The sequence below is a fragment of the Bacillus thuringiensis genome (assembly GCF_022095615.2).
Lineage (GTDB): Bacteria > Bacillota > Bacilli > Bacillales > Bacillaceae_G > Bacillus_A > Bacillus_A cereus_AG.
Map to the genome: position 1 here is coordinate 3,737,850 of NZ_CP155559.1, position 19,167 is coordinate 3,757,016.

The following is a 19,167-nucleotide window of genomic DNA, read 5'->3' on the forward strand; positions in this document are numbered from 1 at the left end:
AATAATCCCTCTTTACTTTTCAACTTTTAACGTTTGTAAGTATGCATTTAATGCATCAATTTGATCATCCGTTAAGTTGCCATATTTACCAGTCATTTTATTTCCTGGTTTCATATTTTCAGGATCTTTCAGCCATTTTTTTAAGTTTTCTTCATTATTTTCGGCAATACCGGCAACCATATCGCGATCCGCAAAGTTTGCTAAGTTTGGTGCGATACGAGCGGAAGGTGGTCTACTATCATTAGATCCAACTGCGTGACAACCAATACAGCTTTTATTAAATATTTCTTGGCCCTCTTGCGCCTTTGTTGAAGCTACTTCTTTCTTCCCATCAATCTTCTTCATATCAGCAAGCCACTTTTTGTACTCGCTTTCATCTAAAGCTTTCACTTTGAATTGCATTAAAGAATGTGATGGGCCGCAAAATTCTGTACAAAAACCATTATAAGTGCCCGATTTATCTGCCTTTAACCACATTTTGTTCACATTGTCTGTATTTGTATCCATTTTCCCAGCTAAAGATGGAACCCAAAACGAATGTTTAATATCGGCACCCTTCAAATTCAAATACACTTTCTTACCTGTGGGGATGACTAAATCTTGAGAAGTTACTATCTTTTCTGATTTATAAGAAAATTCCCACCAATAAAGATTCGCTGTTACATCAACAACGATAGTATCTTTATCAATATTCTTTTTCTCCATCGCACTTACATCAGCAAGTTTGAATGTATATGTAACCGTCGGAACAGCTAAGATTAGCAAAAGAATAATCGGAATAACTGTCCAAATAATTTCTAGTTTGTGATTCCCTTCAACTTGCTCCGGAATATAATCTTCCTGACCTTTCTTTTGTCGGAAACGCACAATTACATATAAGAAAATAATAGTAACTACTAGTACTACTCCTACCATGATCGCAGTTGCTAGTAAGAGCAAATCATATTGCATTTTTGCTACTTCTCCTTGCGGAATTAAAGTAGATTGAAAGGCTTTACCGCATCCCCCTAACAGTAAAGCCAGCAGTGAAACGAACGAAAGCAGTCGCCACTGTTTCTTCATACAAACAACCCCCACTTTCCTTGTGAATTAGATTGTACTTTATAGTTAAGTAAAGTAAATCTCAACGTAAAGAAATCCAATTATGTCGTTGTCTTAGAAGAATGTAACTACAATCATTGATACAAATAAGATTGTTAAATAATTTAGGGAATAAACAAACATTTGTACGGACCATTTGATGTCATCTTGCTTACGGAAGCCATAAAATCCTAAAACGATCCATCCGATGTTTAACAATGTTGCAATTACCATAAATGTTATCCCTAGTCCACTCATATAAAATGGTAGTGGTAATAAACATACTGTCCAAATCATAATTTGGCGTTTCGTAATTTCAAATCCATGAACTACAGGAAGCATTGGAATTCCTGCATTTCGATATTCATCAACACGTTTCATCGCTAATGCGAGAAAATGTGGGATTTGCCAAATAAACATAATTAAAAATAACATCCAAGCAATTGGATGACCTAAAGATGGATCGATTGCTGCCCATCCAATTAAAGGTGGAACTGCTCCAGATATACTACCTACAACAGTATTTAGTGTATACTTTCTCTTTGTCCATAATGTATATAAGACAACATATGTGAAAGCACCAATAAATCCCATTAATACTGCCATTGGTGTTGTTAATAATAAAAATACAAATCCAAGAAGTAATATAACTAGTCCAAATGTAAGTGCAAATCCTGGTTTATACTTCCCAGTAACCGTTGGACGGGTTTTTGTTCTTTCCATTAACGGGTCGATGTCTCGATCAATGTAGTTATTTAAACAACATACCCCTGCCATAATTAATCCAGAACCAACGATTGTAAAGAATAACTTATCCAGATTGTCCATCACACTTAATCCATTAAAATGTAATGCCAACCAAAATCCTGTAAATACAGTAAGTGTATTTGAGTTTACAATCCCCATTTTAACGAGCGCTGATAAATCTTGTAGCCGAGTTGTTTCCGGTACACTTGTAACAGCTGACTCATCATGCAGCTCACTTGTTGCATGGTTCATCACTTTAACCCCCTCTTAAAACTTTCATCTTTCTTTTTGCGCCTATTTCGAATGAAATATTTCGCTTCTATATAGCAATATTATTACAGTAGAAATATTGTTAATCCATTCTACTACTAATCTACGCCCATACTCCAATATATTAAATCATATTTCCCGAACATTTTGTGAAGAAAACATGAACTTTTTGTGTCGAATATAAAAACTTAATTCTTACTTGTCCTTATCATAACATGATGTTACCTTCTATAATAAACTTTTTTGTCATATTTAACACGTATTCTCCCCATATCTTTTCAAAATAGCCTGTTTTTCACCTAAAAATTCCCTTATACATCCTATTTCCACACCCATTTTCTCTCCCCTGTCTGCCCCCGCCATTTCTTTGCTATTTTATTATTTTTTATATATCATAGGAACTAGCGCTTTTTATTCTATACATAATGGAATGAAAATATTTCGCAATAACTTCATAGCAGAAAGATGGTGAAATAGATTGCAACGCTTTATTAAATGGTTAGCAGTCATTACGAGTCTTGATTTATTAATAGTTTTACTAGGAGGCGCCTTAGTTACAAAAACAGGTTCTGGCCAAGGGTGCGGTAAATCATGGCCACTTTGTAACGGTGAATTTGTTCCATCTAATTTATCAATGGAAACTATTATTGAACTAAGTCACCGCCTTACATCAGGATCAGCAGGAATTCTTGTCACTCTCCTTTGTATTTTGTCCTGGAAATATTATAAACATGTGCGCGAAACAAAAACGTTAGCAATTTTATCCTTCGTATTTTTAGTTGCACAAGCATTAATGGGAGCTGCAGCAGTTGTTTGGGGACAAATGCCAGCTGTACTTGCTATCCATTTCGGTATTTCCTTAATTTCATTTGCATCTGTCATTTTATTAACGTGTCTTATCTTTGAAATCGACCAGAAATTTGATGCACGTTCACTTATTATGGACAAAAAAATGAAATTTCATATTTATGGTGTAACAATTTACAGTTATATTGTCGTCTACACTGGGGCTTTAGTACGTCACGAACGAGCTAGCTTAGCCTGTCCAGACTTTCCTTTATGTAGCAAAAATAGACCTATGCCAACTCAACTACATGAATGGGTTCAAATGGGACATAGAGTTGCAGCGATGTTAATTTTCGTTTGGATACTATACGCGATGATTCTCGCTATTCGCCATTACAAACAGCAGCCTGTCGTATACTGGGGATGGATCATTTCATTTACCCTTGTTACACTTCAAGCGATCGTAGGAATTTTAGTCGTATTTACAAATGCTAATTTAGTAATGGCATTATTACATTCACTATTTATTTCTTGCTTGTTTGCTGTACTATGCTATTTAGTTATGTTAGGTACAAGAAGTAAAGCGAATGCAAAAGAAGCTGAATCAACTTCTAAACAAACAAAATAAATTTAAATTCAAATTAAAATACCTTGCCGAATTGGCAAGGTATTTTTTGCGATAAAAAAAGAGCTGTATTTACACAGCTCTTTTTCTATTTTAGTGATCTAATTCAATCAGTAAGTCACCCGTTTGAATTGCATCTCCATCATTAACATATACTTTTTTCACTTTACCATTGAACGGCGCTTGAACTGTCGTTTCCATTTTCATCGCTTCTGTAATTGCCATAGAATCGCCTTTTTTCACTTCATCGCCTTCTTTTACAACTACTTTAATAACCGTTCCTGGCATTGTTGCACTAATATGGTTTGGATTTTCACGGTTTCCTTTCACACGTTGTGCCACTGTTGCTTTCACACTTTCATCTTTCACAACAATCTCACGTGGTTGTCCGTTAAACTCCAAGTAAAGAATTCGATTTCCATCCGGCTGTGGCTCTCCAATTGATACTAGTTTAACCATCAATGTTTTACCTTGTTCGATTTCCACATTGATTTCTTCACCAAGTCTCATACCATAGAAGAATGTCGGTGTATCAAGTACAGATACACTTCCATAAAGCTCCGCAACTTTTTCGTAATCCATAAATACTTTTGGATATAATGCATATGCAACGACATCAAAAATCGTCACTTCACGTCCAAGCTTATGGAATAGCTCTTCTTTTAACGCGTCGAAATCTACTGGCTCTAATAATTCACCCGGTCTTACTGTTAATGGCTCTTTCCCTTTTAAAATAATTTCTTGTAACTTTTTCGGGAAACCACCATATGGCTGTCCTAAATCTCCTGCGAACATTTCAACAACAGATCCAGGGAAGTCCAAAGCATGTCCACGCTCTAAAACATCTTGTTCTGTCAGGTGGTTTTGAACCATAAATAATGCCATATCGCCAACAACTTTTGATGACGGTGTTACTTTTACAATATCTCCAAACATGTCATTCACACGACGGTACATTACTTTCACTTCATCAAAGCGATCTCCTAAACCAACCGCCTTCGCTTGTTGCTGAAGATTACTATACTGTCCACCTGGCATTTCATGCATATATACCTCTGTGTGAGGTGCATTCATACCACTTTCAAACGGTGCATAGTATTTGCGTACATCTTCCCAATAATGAGATAGCTTTTCTAAAGAATCGATATTAACATCTGGTTGTCTTTCATTTCCACCTAGTGCATAGAATAATGTGTTCGCACTCGGTTGTGACGTTTGACCAGCCATAGAACTCACTGCTACATCGACAATATCAACACCTGCTTCAATTGCCTTCGTATACGTTAATATACCATTTCCACTCGTATCGTGCGTATGCAGGTGAATCGGAATCGATACCGTCTCTTTTAATGCTGAAACTAAATCATATGCTGCGTTTGGTTTTAGTAAGCCAGCCATATCTTTAATACCTAAAATGTGAGCTCCCGATGCTTCCAACTCTTTTGCTAAGTTTTTATAATAATTCAAATCATATTTACTACGTAACGGATCATGAATATCTCCTGTGTAGCACATTGTTGCTTCTGCAATTTTACCAGTATCTCGTACAGCATCAATTGCAACTCTCATACCTTCTACCCAGTTTAAACTATCAAAAATACGGAACACATCAATGCCTGCTTGAGCAGAACATTCCACAAATTTTTGAATTAAATTATCTGGATAGTTTTTATAGCCAACTGCGTTTGACGAACGTAGTAACATTTGGAATAAAACGTTCGGCATTTTTTCACGAAGATCTAGTAATCGTTCCCATGGATCTTCTTTTAAGAAACGATACGCGACATCAAACGTTGCACCGCCCCACATTTCAGCTGAGAATAGGTTTGGTAACATTCTCGCTGTTGGCTCTGCAATTTGATGTAAATCTTTTGTACGAATACGAGTTGCAAGTAATGACTGATGTGCATCACGGAATGTTGTATCCGTTAAAAGTACACGGTTTTGATCCTGTACCCATTTTACTAACCCATCTGCTCCACGCTCATCCAAAATTTGTTTCGTTCCGTTTTGAATCGGCTCTGAGTGTAATACATTCGGTATACGAGCATCCGGGAAAATTGGCTTTTCTTTTTTCCCTACTCCTGGGAAGCCATTTACTGTTACTGAGCCAATGTAATTTAACATTTTCGTTCCGCGGTCTTTACGTTTCGGGAACAAGAATAGTTCAGGTGACACATCAATAAACGAAGTATCATATTCTCCTGATAAGAAGTTTTTATGTTTTACTACATTCTCTAGGAATGGAATATTTGTTTTAATACCACGAATACGGAATTCTTTTAAGTTACGTTCCATTTTTGCAGCAGCTTGCTCAAAAGTAAGTGCCCAAGTTGTAACTTTTACAAGTAAAGAATCGTAGTATGGTGTAATAACTGCACCTTGGAAGCTATTTCCTGTATCAAGACGCACACCAAAACCACCGCCTGATCGATACGCCATAATTTTTCCTGTATCCGGCATAAAATTATTTAGTGGGTCTTCAGTTGTTACACGAGATTGGATTGCAAATCCGTGCACAACCACTTCCTCTTGCTTCGGAACACCTACTATTTTACTATGTAATGCATGTCCATCAGCTATTAAAATTTGTGATTGAACGATATCGACTCCTGTAATCATCTCTGTAATCGTATGTTCTACTTGAACACGTGGATTTACTTCAATAAAGTAAAACTCATCATCTTTTACAAGGAATTCTACTGTTCCTGCGTTTAAATAATTTACATTTTTCGTTAACTTCACAGCAGCATCACAAATACGCTGGCGCAACTCATTTGAAAGTGATACACTCGGTGCTATTTCTACAACTTTTTGATGACGACGTTGTACAGAACAGTCTCGCTCGTATAAATGAACAACATTGCCCTCTTCATCTGCTAAAATTTGAACTTCTATATGTTTAGGTTTTTCAACGAATTTTTCTACGTATACTTCATCATTACCAAAGGCTGCTTTTGCTTCTGACTTCGCTCGATTATACGACTCTCTTAATTCTTCACTAGTACGTACAATACGCATACCACGGCCGCCACCGCCAAGGGAAGCTTTAATAATAATCGGGTAATCATACTTTTCAGCAAATTCTTTGACTTCTTCTATTGAATTTACTGGCCCATCACTACCAGGAATAACTGGAATTTGTGCTAGCTGCGCTTGTGTTCTTGCTTTCACTTTATCTCCAAACATATCTAAATGCTTACTCTTTGGACCGATAAAGATAATTCCTTCTTCTTCACAACGTTTTGCGAATTGAATATTTTCTGACAAGAAACCATATCCAGGGTGGATTGCATCTACATGATTACTTTTTGCAATCTCAATAATGCCTTCAATATCTAGATAAGCATCAATTGGCTTTTTTCCTTCCCCAACTAAATAGGACTCATCAGCTTTATAGCGATGATAAGAACCACTATCCTCTTTAGAATAGATTGCAACCGTTTTTAATCCGAGTTCCGAACAAGCTCGAAACACACGAATTGCAATCTCTCCACGGTTAGCTACCAATACTTTTTGAATACGTTGCAGCTTTGTCATGATTTTCCCCCTCTACTTTCCTACCACTCTAGAGATAAAATATATACACACCATAAAGAGCGTGAAGTTCTTCACTTTCTACATTATATTATACTTAGAAAGCTTCACTTTATTTTTATCCATCATACCTTATTTTTTAACAAATGATAAGTTTTCTGATCAATTTGTTTCACAAAAATAGTATAGCATACCTCTTCCTTTTCTAACAACTCAATTGTATATCACATTTAATTAAATGTGATATATTTTTTATTATAAATACTAATTAATATATCATATTTAATATTTTTAAAAAATAAAAAAACACATCGCGCTCTAAAGCACAATGCGTTTTTTATTTTACAACAACAAGACGTGGTCCATCTTGTTCTCTTTCTTTCATTATCTCATTTTGCTCTTTTTCTTGTCGTTTTACATGACTAGCAATATTTAATAATATACCCATCGAGATTAGATTAGCCAACAAAGAACTACCACCATAACTAATAAACGGTAAAGGTACTCCTGTAAGCGGTATTAATCCAGACATACCACCAACGTTAATAAAAGTTTGTATCCCAAGTAAACTTGCAATTCCAATCGCAACTAAACTTCCAAATGGATCTTTACATTTTTGTGCTACTCTAAACGACCGAATAATAATAAGTAGTAAACAGATTAAAATGATAGCTACACCTATAAACCCAAGTTCTTCAGATATAATTGCCATAATAAAATCCGTTTGCGGCTCTGGTAAATAGCCATACTTTTGTATACTATTCCCTAATCCTCTACCACCTAATCCACCTGAGGCAATTCCAATAAAAGAATTAACTAATTGGAATCCATCATTTTGAGGATCGTTAAATGGATCAAGAAAAACTGAAAATCGAGCTTTTTGGTAGTTACTTAATTTATAATTTCCGATAAAATACAACGCCGGAATCCACACGACAGATGTTAATAAAAATCTTTTAATCCACAAGTTAACATTAACTCCTGAACAGAAGAACATAATTAACACTGTTCCACCTATTAAAATGTCAGTCCCTAAGTCATTTTGTAATAAAATTAATACCATCGATCCACCGACAATAACTAGGGGAGGTATTATTCCTTGGAAAAAAGGAGTTTGCCTCTCTTGTTTCTTAGCAAAAAAACTTGCTAGCGTAATAATAACTGCTATTTTTACAAACTCAGCTGGTTGTATACCTAGTATCCATCCTTTTGCGCCATTTATGACCTGCCCGAAAACTAAGGCTGCTGTTAGTAAGGCAAGGCTCCCTAACCCGATTGCTGCTAGAACCATTTGTTCTCTCCAAAATTTATAAGGGATTATAACGACAATCACTAGTATTACCGTTCCAATAGCAAGAGCAACTAATTGTTTTTTAAAAAAGTAATCTGCTGGCCAGTTATATTTCGACAAAATCGCGACAATGGAACTAGAACTATATACCATTATAACTCCCAACACACATAAGATAACAAGAGGAAGTAACAATGAATAATCCATTGATTTCCATACTCTTTTCATTTCATTTCCTCTCTCTGTTTCAATTTAATTATTGTTGTATTCCATATGTACATTGATTCTTCCTGCTTTATTATACAAATAAAAAGCCCAAACTTTTTCAGTTTGAGCCCCCTTATTTGAACCCGTTATTGTTGTTTGTTTGTAAATGCTTCATGAAGTGCAGATAACTCACGTTCAAGCTCTCCTAACATTGCTTTCCCTTGTTCTTCTGCAATAAGACCAAGGCGAACTGCAAAATCGACCTCGCGGGATAGTCCAAACATTTGTGTGTCTAACACTTCTTCATATAATGGACATTGCGGCATTGTCAGATTGTCCATTTGTACCTTAATAAGTCTTAAAATCTTCTCCGCATCCGCTTGTAGAAGGGCTAGTGCCTTTTCCTGATGATTTGATACTGTCTCAGACGCCAAATTGATTCCCTCCGTTTCCGTCCTACTCTCTCCTATCTATTAATATTAGCGATAGTTTTAGTAAATTGCAATAGAAACATTTTTTGTGACAACCGTGTCTAATGCTATTATACTGAAAAGTGGGAGTATAACACAAATGGGGGAACAACAATGAGCGAAATTTTATTTATTAATGGAAAAGTTCGTTTTCCAATCACTATCGATCCAACTGTTTGGATCTTTGATGATCGAAAAGTAGATTTGACAACTTACTTTGATGAAACAAGAGAAAACACGTCTGAACTAGAAGCTTACTTAAAAAACACTTCAGAACATTGGGATCGCGAAATCCGTGATGGTGCTGCGTTTCCACCGATACAACAAAGTGTAAAGAAATATAAAAAAGAACAGCTAATTACTGGAACGTTCGGTATACCATTTCATCCATTTCTTGCTAACGCCGAAATTTCAGATGACGCTACGCAAGTCGAAATTGAAACAGTAGATCAAACAATACTACTTCCATTAGAAACTGTAGAAAATGCTATTCTTGGTTTTTCAAAAGAAGGAAAGCCATTAAAAGAGGATGGACCTGTTCATCTCTATTTCAATGATGGATCTAATCAACAAAATCCAATCCGTAACATCCGTAAATTTACAATTCTTTAAAGTATATACGTTAGAAGAAAAAGGAGTGAGCCTCAGCTCACTCCTTTTATAATAAATCCGCTGCTAGTTGCGCTAAATTCGATCGCTCCCCTTTAACAAACTTTACATGACCACTAATACGTTGCTCTTTAAACTTCTCTACAACATATGTTAAACCGTTATTATACTCATCCAAATACGGATGATCAATTTGCTGGGGATCTCCCATTAATACGATTTTACTTTTTTCTCCTACTCTTGTTAGTATCGTTTTCACTTCATGCTTCGTTAAATTTTGTGCTTCGTCAATTATAATGAACTGATCCGGAATACTTCTCCCACGTATATAGGTAAGAGCTTCCACTTCAATCGAACCCATTCCAGCTAAAATAGCATCTAACTCTCCTGGCTTTTTCGTATTAAATAAATACTCTAGATTATCAAAAATCGGTTGCATCCACGGTCTTAACTTTTCTTCTTTTTCTCCTGGTAAATAACCGATATCTTTTCCGACTGGAACAATTGGCCTTGCAACTAGTAGTTTTTTATATAGCCCTAAATCTTCAGTTTGCATGAGCCCCGAAGCTAAAGCTAGTAATGTTTTTCCTGTACCAGCTTTCCCAGTTAACGTTACTAGCGGAATATCTTCACGAAGCAACAATTCTAATCCCATAATTTGCTGCACATTTCGTGGTCGTATCCCCCATACTTGTTCATTGTGAAAAATAAGTTTCTTTACCTTCTTACCTAAGTGATCCACAATGCCAAGTGCTGAACTAGATCCCCCTAATGCATCTTTCATCACTACAAACTGATTTGGATAAAAAGGGTGATTTGCAATTTCGGATAAAGGCAATTCACCTTTTTCATAAAAATAATCCAATTGCTCTTTTGATATATACCCTTCTAAAAATCCTGAATATATATTATCTACTTCAATTACACGATCACTTAAATAATCTTCCGCCTTCAAACCAATTGCATCAGCTTTTACCCTTACGAGCACATCTTTACTTACTAAAATAACAGACTTCCCGTCCTCTTTTTCTTGTTCTTCTAAAGATAGATTTTTTGCTACAGCTAAAATTCGATTATCATTTGTTTTTTCTACAAAAATATCTTGTAGTTGAACAAATGAACGATGATTTAATTCAATACGAAATGTACCGCCGTTTTCTAGCGGAATACTTTCATGCAGCTTTCCTATTTCACGAAATTTGTCTATTAACTTAGATACATAACGAGCGTTTCGTCCTACTTCATCCATATAACGTTTTTTCGAATCAACCTCTTCTAATACAACTGCCGGAATCACTACTTCATTGGCTTCAAATGAAAAAATAGATAAAGGATCCTGCAAAAGTACATTCGTATCTAACACATAAATTTTATCCAACCTGTTACCCCCTGACTCCACTTTTAAATTTGTAGAACAAGGGTTTCATCCATAAAATATGGACGAACCATTGTTATAATTATATGTACCGTATAAACGAGGTAGAATCGAAATTCACAGCCATTAAACCTTTTATTTATTTTTTATTCATTTCTATTCAATATATTACTTTTAATTATAATTATTAACATAAAATCACAATAACTGATTACAAAAGTTAATAACTGATTTTCTGATTTATCACATTTATAATTCTTTTATTCCTACTAACACTTGGTTATCCAGCTTTTTCGCTGCGCGAATGTCATATGTTTTCTCATACGTTGGCTCAGTTGCAAGTTTCGCTCCATAAAACATAACATCACGTACTTCTTGTACATTTACTTCTATTACAGTTAATTTTAGAGGAATGCCTTCCATTCTATCAGTCAAAATTTCACCTGCACCACTTATGGAAAATACGGATTCATTCGCCATTATAGTCAATACTACCCCAGTACTATGACGTATATTTTCCACAATACGCGAACGGTGATCTACTGCAAATCGAATACTAGTTTTACTCACTGCATACACCCAAGAAATAGCACTTACGTTAGGAACTTGTTTTTCGAAGTCTGTTGTTGCTACCATAACAATACATTCTTTACGTAACGTTTGTACTAAATCATCTGTTAATGTAGGCTCTACTACATTCGCCATATTTCCACCTCCAAATATACTTAATATATCCTTATCATAACTTATTTTTCGAATTGCGAAAATATTATTTTTTCCCGCTATTATTCAAAAACATTATACTTCCATGATATACTTGTACTGATAGAATCCGTATTGAGGTGACGAAATGAGAGTCAAATGTATGATTTGTGATAAAAAAGATATGTTAGATGATGAAAATCCTATGGCAAAAAAACTGCGTAACCGCCCTATTCATACATATATGTGCATGGAATGTTCGGAACGAATTGCAGAACGTACGGTGGAACGTCATGCAAGTGGTAATTTCCGATTATATCGTGATAAAAAAGTCGAAGACGATTGGTAAAATGTAAATAAGTCCTTAATCATATAGATAAGGACTTATTTATATTTTTCAGGTTCACGATTCATTTGATCCAAAAAGCAATCAATAGCTTCTAATGGAAACCTGGCAGATTTTTTTTCTCCATTCATTTCATATGTAATCAAATACATTTCTTCGTTCTTTTGAACTTCCACATTTTTTAATTTATGTTCTTCATATATCATATTTTGAAATAACAAATACGTTTCTTTTGCAGCACGATCATCTGGACGTGCTTCGGCAACTGTTTTAATCGTTAACCAATTATATAATGCATCTTGTACTGAACGCATAAAAATTCGCCCCCTCACCCAGCTTTTTGTTGTCTTGCTTGACGTAAACGCAACCTATAAATCCCAAGTACAATTGCCGCTACAACAAGGCCCTCTCCAACAGGTAAAAAAACTGCAAAGAAAGTTAAAACTGTACACCCAATCGCTAACGATATATATATCACTATATTTTTTATTATTGATAGTTTTCTTGCAAAACCTAAATTATACACAAGTGCACTTAATATAATAATGATGCCATACAGTAACCACATCCCTAGTTCTGGATTTTCATCAACTTTACATAATTTCGCAAAAAACGACATTCTTTCTAACATCATTCATCCCCCTTTCTCACAAAAAACAAATTTTATTTATGTACTTAATACAAGAGTAACCTGCAAAAAAAATACTGTCCACAAAAAAGAGTAAATATTCCAAAAATAAATATAATAAAAAAACAGCTACCCCTCAAAGGTAGCTGTTCTATTATTTTACGCTTCTACAGATTTCTTTTTCTTAGCAGCTCTTTCACGTTCGCTCTTATCAAGAATCTTTTTACGTAAACGAATTGATTCTGGAGTTACTTCACAGAACTCGTCATCGTTTAAGTACTCTAATGACTCTTCTAAAGTCATTAAGCGTGGTTTTTTCATTGTTGAAGTTTGATCTTTCGTCGCAGAACGAATGTTAGTTTGTTGTTTCATTTTCACAACGTTAACTGTTAAGTCGTTCTCACGAGTGTGTTCTCCGACAATCATACCAGCATATACTTCTGTACCTGGTTCAACGAAGATTACACCACGGTCTTCAACTTGCATAATACCATATTGTGATGCTTTTCCTGTTTCAAGTGAAACTAGAACACCTTGGCGACGTCCACCAACTTGTCCAGCGTGTACTGGTTGGTAGCAATCGAATGTATGGTTTAAAATACCGTAACCACGAGTTAATGTTAAGAATTCTGTTGTGTAACCAATTAAACCACGTGCTGGAACCATGAAAGTAAGGCGAACTTGACCGTTTCCGTTATTCACCATATCTAACATTTCACCTTTACGTGCACCCATAGATTCCATAATAGAACCAGTGTATTCTTCAGGTACATCGATTTGCACGCGCTCTACAGGCTCACATCTTACGCCATCAACTTCTTTAATAATTACTTCAGGCTTAGATACTTGTAGTTCATAACCTTCACGACGCATGTTTTCAATTAGGATAGATAAATGTAATTCTCCACGTCCAGATACGATCCACGCATCAGGAGAATCTGTATTATCTACACGTAAACTTACATCTGTTTCTAATTGTGAACGAAGACGCTCTTCAATTTTACGAGATGTAATGAATTTACCTTCACGACCTGCAAATGGGCTGTTATTTACAAGGAATGTCATTTGTAGTGTTGGCTCATCAATACGTAATAATGGTAAAGCCTCTTCATGCTCAACCGGACATACTGTTTCACCTACGTTAATGTCTTCCATACCTGAAACCGCTACTAAATCTCCAGCTTTTGCTTCTTCAATTTCTTGACGTTTTAATCCAATGTAACCAAATAATTTCGTTACACGGAATTGTTTTACAGTTCCGTCAACTTTCATTAATGCAACTTGTTGTCCTACTTTCATTGTACCACGGAATACGCGTCCAACCCCGATACGACCAACATAGTCATTGTAATCAAGAAGTGCTACTTGGAATTGAAGTGGCTCTTCGCTGTTATCAACTGGTGCTGGAATATGTTCAATAATTGTGTCAAACAATGATTTCATATTCTCTTCTTGATTTGCTGGATTTGAATCTAAGCTTGCTGTTCCGTTCATTGCTGATGCAAATACAACTGGGAACTCTAATTGATCTTCATTTGCACCAAGTTCGATGAATAAGTCAACTACTTCATCAACTACTTCATCAGGGCGAGCGAAGTCACGGTCAATTTTGTTTACAACAACGATTGGAGTTAAGTTTTGCTCAAGAGCTTTCTTTAAAACAAATCGTGTTTGTGGCATACAACCTTCATATGCATCAACAACAAGTAGAACACCATCAACCATTTTCATGATACGTTCTACTTCTCCACCGAAGTCAGCGTGACCAGGTGTATCTAAAATGTTAATTCTTTTATCTTCATAGTGAATCGCAGTATTCTTCGCTAAAATTGTAATACCACGTTCTCTTTCTAGATCGTTTGAGTCCATTGCGCGTTCTTCAATATGTTCATTCGCACGGAACGTCCCCGCTTGACGTAATAACTGGTCAACAAGTGTTGTTTTACCATGGTCAACGTGGGCAATAATTGCTATATTTCGTAAATCTTGTCGTTTTTTCAACATGTCCAACTCCTAATGTCTTTTTAATCCTTCTCTATTATAAGAGCGAAGGGGATACAATGGCAATCAAAATAAAATCAAGAATGAAAATATAGTTGTATTCTTACTTTTGTGAAAGTAAAATAAAATTGGAGGGTGAAGAAATGGAACACATTCAATATCGCTTTTTATTAACTGCAATTATCGGTGTTATTTTCTTAATCGGTATCGGCATTATGGTTGCAGAAAATAGTCCCATCGGTATTATTATTTGCATTATCGGCACATTTGTTACAGTTGGATACGGTTTTGTAACAAAAAGAAAAATGCGTAAATCGCAATAACGTCAAAAAGTAAGAAGCGCTTATACAGCCTCTTACTTTTTTTGTTACTCCGCTATAAATCGTAACACCTCTTCATACACCCCTGGTTTTGCAACTAATACGCTGCTCTTCTCTACCATAGAAAGCGGGGATCCAGAAAATGTTGTCACCTTGCCTCCAACTTCCTCTACAATTATCTGTCCCCCACCAAAATCCCATGGTGATAATCTCGGCGTTACATATGCATCTATTCTTCCTGTCGCAACGTATACCATCTCTAACGCTGCACAGCCATATGATCTCGTGCCTCTTGCTTTCTTAACCAGTGCCATCATACTTTCCTTATTAAGCAATGGATTGTCGGTAAGCCATATCGCATTTAAAGCTACAATACCTTGCTCTACAGCTCCTTTTTCCAATAAAGGTATTGGTACTTCATTACAAAATGCTCCAGCTCCCTTTACCGCATGGTATAATTCATCATGAACTGGATCATAAATGAGTCCAACCTTTCCGATACCATTCTCATAAATTCCAATTGAAATTGCGAAATTTCTTTTTTGATGAACAAAGTTCATCGTGCCATCAATTGGATCAATTAACCAAACAACCCCATCCGAAGAAGTTACCTCATCTCCATAACCTTCTTCTCCTAAAATATTATGGTTCGGGAATGTCTCTTTAATTTTCCCAATTAAAAACTGTTCTATTTCTCGGTCCATATTTGTTACTAAATCAGCTGCATTGGATTTCGTTTCTATAATAAGTGCGTTTTCCATTGATGCCATTAAAAATTCTCCTGCATCTCGAATCCACTGCTTGGCGTGTGCATCGATGTCTTTCCATACTTCTTGCATGTTTAAACACTCCGATCTATACTGTTCACAGAAAAAACGAACCCTTTATAAGGTTCGCACCAACTAATTTTTTATACATATACTATTATTACGCTTCTAAACGAATCATTTCAAGTCTTAACACTTCTAACTTTTGTACACACTCTTCTTTTTTCAGTTTATCATTTTCCATCATCGCATCATATAAAGTTGCTAATTCATAATCTAGCTCCAAACGTAGCACCGGTATTCTCTTTTCAGCATCTGTTCTCTTTAACGCATTAATCACCTGTCTCATATTATTTGCCTCCTCCCAATATTCGTCTGCCCTCGGACTAGAATTGATTTAATTTTCTGATTTTTTGTTTTATACTATACTATGTTGGATAAATCATCTATGCAACAAAATTATATTTTTTTATTTAAATTTTTTTGTGCTGTTTTTTTTATGAATAGTACAAGCTATGCTAAAATAAAAGCAAAATAGGAGTTGGAGGAACAATCATGACACTACAAACATTCAAGTCAACTGATTTTGAGGTCTTTACAGTTGATGGTCTCGAAGAACGAATGAGTGCAATTAAAACGAACATTCATCCTAAACTGGAAGCTTTAGGGGAACAGTTTGCAACGTATTTATCCAAACAAACTGATGAGAACTTTTTTTATCATGTAGCAAAACATGCACGTCGCAAAGTCAATCCACCAAACGATACTTGGGTTGCTTTTTCAACAAATAAACGCGGATATAAAATGCTACCACATTTCCAAATTGGATTATGGGGTACTCATGCCTTCATATACTTTGGTTTAATCTATGAGTGTCCACAAAAAGTGGAGACGGCTCACGCCTTCTTAGAACATTTAAATGATTTAAAAACAAATATTCCAAATGACTTCGTTTGGTCCATTGACCATACTAAACCAAGTGTAAAATTACATAAAACACTTGAAACAGCAGACTTACAAAAGATGATTGAACGTCTAGCTACTGTGAAAAAAGCAGAATTATTAGTTGGTATTCATATATCACCAGAGGAGTTTTCAGCAATGACCAACGAACAATTCCTTGCTAAGATTGAATCTACGATGCAATCACTCCTTCCTTTATATGCACTTTGTAATCGATAGTAGAAAACGGACAATTTATATTGTCCGTTTTTAGTTGTTATCACATTATATCACTTCAGTTTTCATTTTTCAAAATATTTTTTACAATTTCACAAGCTTTTGTTCTTCAGTTTCTTTCGCCCTTTGAATCGCACGGTATATAGAATATCCACTTACTTCTTGAAACTCTTTATCAATTTTCTTCTCTTCTGCTTTGGATGGAACAATCTCTTTAAAACGACGATATAATGCCATTAATTCTTCTCTTATAATTCCTTTTTCGTATGCTTTCTCAATTGCTTCATAAAACTTCACAATTGCAACCATTTCCTCATTTGACCAATCATAATCTAACGGATATTGATATTCCATTTTGCACCTCATTTATCATTTCTTCTTATTTCAATATGCTATCTTAAAGGGATTTTTTCTTCTTCACTATAGCCACTTTGCATTATACACTATTTATTCATTGTGATGGAATTGTCTTCCTCTATAAGGCAATTGGAAATAACTATTTAACATATTCACTGTAAAAACATTTTTTTCTATACATCTATAATTATTGGTGATATAATCCTTTTGTTTTATAGAAAATAAAGTGAACCTACCATCTCAAAAACGCTTTTGTGATTGGCAGAAAAACAAGTCTCATTCTAAAAAAGCACTTAACTTTTTTAGAACAGATTATATAAAACAAACTCTAATAAATATTATGAAAAAGAAGGGGTGTATAGATTGTCCCAATACGAAACACCATTGTTTACCGCTTTAGTTGAGCACAGTAAGCGAAATCCAATTCAATTCCATATTCCTGGTCACAAAAAAGGACAAGGCATGGATCCTACATTTCGCGAATTTATTGGGCATAATGCATTAGCAATTGATTTAATTAATATTGCGCCGCTCGATGATTTACATCATCCAAAAGGTATGATTAAAGAAGCACAAGATTTAGCAGCCGCTGCATTTGGTGCAGATCATACTTTCTTTTCTATTCAAGGTACAAGTGGTGCAATAATGACAATGGTGATGAGCGTTTGCGGTCCTGGTGACAAAATCCTAGTGCCACGAAACGTGCATAAATCAGTAATGTCAGCTATTATTTTCTCAGGTGCAAAACCGATTTTCATGCATCCTGAAATCGATCCAAAACTTGGTATTTCACACGGAATCACAATTCAATCTGTCAAAAGGGCACTTGAAGAGCATTCAGATGCGAAAGGCTTACTTGTTATTAACCCAACATACTTTGGCTTTGCTGCGGACTTAGAACAGATTGTACAATTAGCACATTCTTATGATATCCCTGTATTAGTTGATGAGGCTCATGGTGTTCATATTCATTTTCACGATGAATTGCCGATGTCAGCGATGCAAGCCGGTGCAGATATGGCAGCAACAAGCGTTCACAAACTAGGTGGATCTTTAACGCAAAGTTCTATTCTTAATGTGAAGGAAGGCCTTGTGAATGTAAAACATGTTCAATCTATCATTAGCATGCTTACGACTACATCAACTTCTTACATCTTGTTAGCGTCCCTAGATGTTGCTAGAAAACGTCTTGCTACAGAAGGAACGGCACTCATAGAACAAACAATACAATTAGCGGAACAAGTTCGTGATGCTATTAACGCTATTGAGGATCTTTACTGTCCTGGGAAAGAAATGCTAGGTACAGATGCTACTTTTAACTATGATCCTACAAAGATAATTGTATCTGTAAAAGATTTAGGTATTACAGGCCATCAGGCTGAAGTATGGCTTAGAGAGCAATATAACATTGAAGTAGAACTCTCAGATTTATACAATATACTATGTCTTGTCACTTTTGGGGATACAGAAAGTGAAACAAATACACTTATTGCAGCATTACAAGATTTAGCAGCGACATTTAGAAATAAAGCCGATAAAGGTGTTCAAATACAAGTAGAAATTCCAGAAATACCAGTGCTAGCACTTTCTCCTCGAGATGCTTTTTATTCGGAAACAGAAGTCATCCCGTTTGAAAATGCAGCAGGTCGTATTATAGCTGATTTCGTTATGGTTTATCCGCCAGGGATTCCAATCTTTACTCCGGGGGAAATTATTACACAAGATAACTTAGAGTATATTCGTAAAAACTTAGAAGCGGGTTTACCTGTACAAGGTCCTGAAGATATGACATTACAGACATTACGTGTAATTAAAGAGTACAAGCCTATCAGTTGATAGGCTTTTCTTTCACCCTTTTTCCCTTTTCTCA

The 19,167-nt window shown here is 35.5% G+C and carries 19 protein-coding genes; 6 read left to right on the forward strand and 13 right to left on the reverse strand.

Annotation, left to right across the window (positions count from 1 at the left end):
* Positions 1-12 precede the first annotated feature (12 nt).
* The gene (gene coxB, locus KZZ19_RS19200) at positions 13-1,062 is read right to left on the reverse strand and encodes a cytochrome c oxidase subunit II (RefSeq protein ID WP_000745278.1); all 1,050 of its coding nucleotides are present in this window, start codon (positions 1,060-1,062) and stop codon (positions 13-15) included.
* 93 nt (positions 1,063-1,155) lie between these two features.
* Positions 1,156-2,079 (reverse strand): protoheme IX farnesyltransferase, encoded by a 924-nt coding sequence (gene ctaB / locus KZZ19_RS19205; protein WP_001015062.1) that lies wholly within the window; start codon positions 2,077-2,079, stop codon positions 1,156-1,158.
* A gap of 496 nt (positions 2,080-2,575) precedes the next feature.
* Here ctaB and ctaA point away from each other — a divergent pair, with 496 nt between their 5' ends.
* The gene (gene ctaA / locus KZZ19_RS19210) at positions 2,576-3,511 is read left to right on the forward strand and encodes a heme A synthase (RefSeq protein ID WP_237979377.1); all 936 of its coding nucleotides are present in this window, start codon (positions 2,576-2,578) and stop codon (positions 3,509-3,511) included.
* A 90-nt stretch (positions 3,512-3,601) separates the two neighbouring features.
* Here the strand turns inward: ctaA and pyc are convergent, their stop codons facing one another.
* The 3 genes from pyc to KZZ19_RS19225 form a co-directional block, all read right to left on the reverse strand.
* A complete protein-coding gene (gene pyc / locus KZZ19_RS19215) occupies positions 3,602-7,048 on the reverse strand; it encodes a pyruvate carboxylase (protein WP_237979379.1) in 3,447 nt (1,148 codons plus the stop codon).
* A 334-nt stretch (positions 7,049-7,382) separates the two neighbouring features.
* Complete coding sequence (locus KZZ19_RS19220; RefSeq protein ID WP_237979381.1) at positions 7,383-8,564, reverse strand: FtsW/RodA/SpoVE family cell cycle protein; 1,182 nt, start codon at positions 8,562-8,564, stop codon at positions 7,383-7,385.
* A 125-nt stretch (positions 8,565-8,689) separates the two neighbouring features.
* Positions 8,690-8,977, reverse strand: coding sequence for a YlaN family protein (locus KZZ19_RS19225; RefSeq protein WP_000135698.1), 288 nt, complete (start codon positions 8,975-8,977; stop codon positions 8,690-8,692).
* A gap of 150 nt (positions 8,978-9,127) precedes the next feature.
* Between KZZ19_RS19225 and KZZ19_RS19230 the strand changes: the two genes are divergently transcribed.
* Positions 9,128-9,625: a peptidyl-prolyl cis-trans isomerase gene (locus KZZ19_RS19230; protein WP_237979383.1), complete on the forward strand. Its 498-nt coding sequence runs from the start codon at positions 9,128-9,130 to the stop codon at positions 9,623-9,625.
* Positions 9,626-9,671: 46 nt separating this feature from the next.
* Here KZZ19_RS19230 and KZZ19_RS19235 read toward each other — a convergent pair whose 3' ends face one another.
* A complete protein-coding gene (locus KZZ19_RS19235) occupies positions 9,672-11,000 on the reverse strand; it encodes a PhoH family protein (protein ID WP_237979384.1) in 1,329 nt (442 codons plus the stop codon).
* A 246-nt stretch (positions 11,001-11,246) separates the two neighbouring features.
* Positions 11,247-11,702 (reverse strand): pyridoxamine 5'-phosphate oxidase family protein, encoded by a 456-nt coding sequence (locus KZZ19_RS19240; RefSeq protein WP_237979385.1) that lies wholly within the window; start codon positions 11,700-11,702, stop codon positions 11,247-11,249.
* A gap of 145 nt (positions 11,703-11,847) precedes the next feature.
* Here KZZ19_RS19240 and KZZ19_RS19245 point away from each other — a divergent pair, with 145 nt between their 5' ends.
* A complete protein-coding gene (locus KZZ19_RS19245; RefSeq protein ID WP_088097559.1) occupies positions 11,848-12,048 on the forward strand; it encodes a YlaI family protein in 201 nt (66 codons plus the stop codon).
* Positions 12,049-12,083: 35 nt separating this feature from the next.
* Here KZZ19_RS19245 and KZZ19_RS19250 read toward each other — a convergent pair whose 3' ends face one another.
* The 3 genes from KZZ19_RS19250 to typA all read right to left on the reverse strand — a co-directional run bounded on the left by KZZ19_RS19250 (position 12,084) and on the right by typA (position 14,677).
* Positions 12,084-12,359: a hypothetical protein gene (locus KZZ19_RS19250; RefSeq protein WP_088097560.1), complete on the reverse strand. Its 276-nt coding sequence runs from the start codon at positions 12,357-12,359 to the stop codon at positions 12,084-12,086.
* A 14-nt stretch (positions 12,360-12,373) separates the two neighbouring features.
* Positions 12,374-12,676, reverse strand: coding sequence for a YlaH-like family protein (locus KZZ19_RS19255; RefSeq protein ID WP_000893656.1), 303 nt, complete (start codon positions 12,674-12,676; stop codon positions 12,374-12,376).
* 156 nt (positions 12,677-12,832) lie between these two features.
* Complete coding sequence (typA, locus tag KZZ19_RS19260; RefSeq protein ID WP_000914755.1) at positions 12,833-14,677, reverse strand: translational GTPase TypA; 1,845 nt, start codon at positions 14,675-14,677, stop codon at positions 12,833-12,835.
* A gap of 140 nt (positions 14,678-14,817) precedes the next feature.
* Between typA and KZZ19_RS19265 the strand changes: the two genes are divergently transcribed.
* The gene (locus KZZ19_RS19265) at positions 14,818-14,997 is read left to right on the forward strand and encodes a DUF5325 family protein (protein WP_000400129.1); all 180 of its coding nucleotides are present in this window, start codon (positions 14,818-14,820) and stop codon (positions 14,995-14,997) included.
* Positions 14,998-15,041: 44 nt separating this feature from the next.
* Here the strand turns inward: KZZ19_RS19265 and KZZ19_RS19270 are convergent, their stop codons facing one another.
* The gene (locus KZZ19_RS19270; RefSeq protein ID WP_237979386.1) at positions 15,042-15,833 is read right to left on the reverse strand and encodes an inositol monophosphatase family protein; all 792 of its coding nucleotides are present in this window, start codon (positions 15,831-15,833) and stop codon (positions 15,042-15,044) included.
* An 88-nt stretch (positions 15,834-15,921) separates the two neighbouring features.
* Positions 15,922-16,110: a hypothetical protein gene (locus KZZ19_RS19275; RefSeq protein ID WP_001250166.1), complete on the reverse strand. Its 189-nt coding sequence runs from the start codon at positions 16,108-16,110 to the stop codon at positions 15,922-15,924.
* 206 nt (positions 16,111-16,316) lie between these two features.
* Here KZZ19_RS19275 and KZZ19_RS19280 point away from each other — a divergent pair, with 206 nt between their 5' ends.
* On the forward strand, positions 16,317-16,943 hold the full coding sequence (locus KZZ19_RS19280) for a YktB family protein (RefSeq protein WP_088097563.1): 627 nt from the start codon (positions 16,317-16,319) through the stop codon (positions 16,941-16,943).
* Positions 16,944-17,024: 81 nt separating this feature from the next.
* Here the strand turns inward: KZZ19_RS19280 and KZZ19_RS19285 are convergent, their stop codons facing one another.
* On the reverse strand, positions 17,025-17,294 hold the full coding sequence (locus KZZ19_RS19285; protein WP_237979387.1) for a UPF0223 family protein: 270 nt from the start codon (positions 17,292-17,294) through the stop codon (positions 17,025-17,027).
* Between the two features lie 366 nt (positions 17,295-17,660).
* Between KZZ19_RS19285 and speA the strand changes: the two genes are divergently transcribed.
* On the forward strand, positions 17,661-19,133 hold the full coding sequence (gene speA, locus KZZ19_RS19290) for an arginine decarboxylase (protein ID WP_140392535.1): 1,473 nt from the start codon (positions 17,661-17,663) through the stop codon (positions 19,131-19,133).
* Positions 19,134-19,167 lie beyond the last annotated feature (34 nt).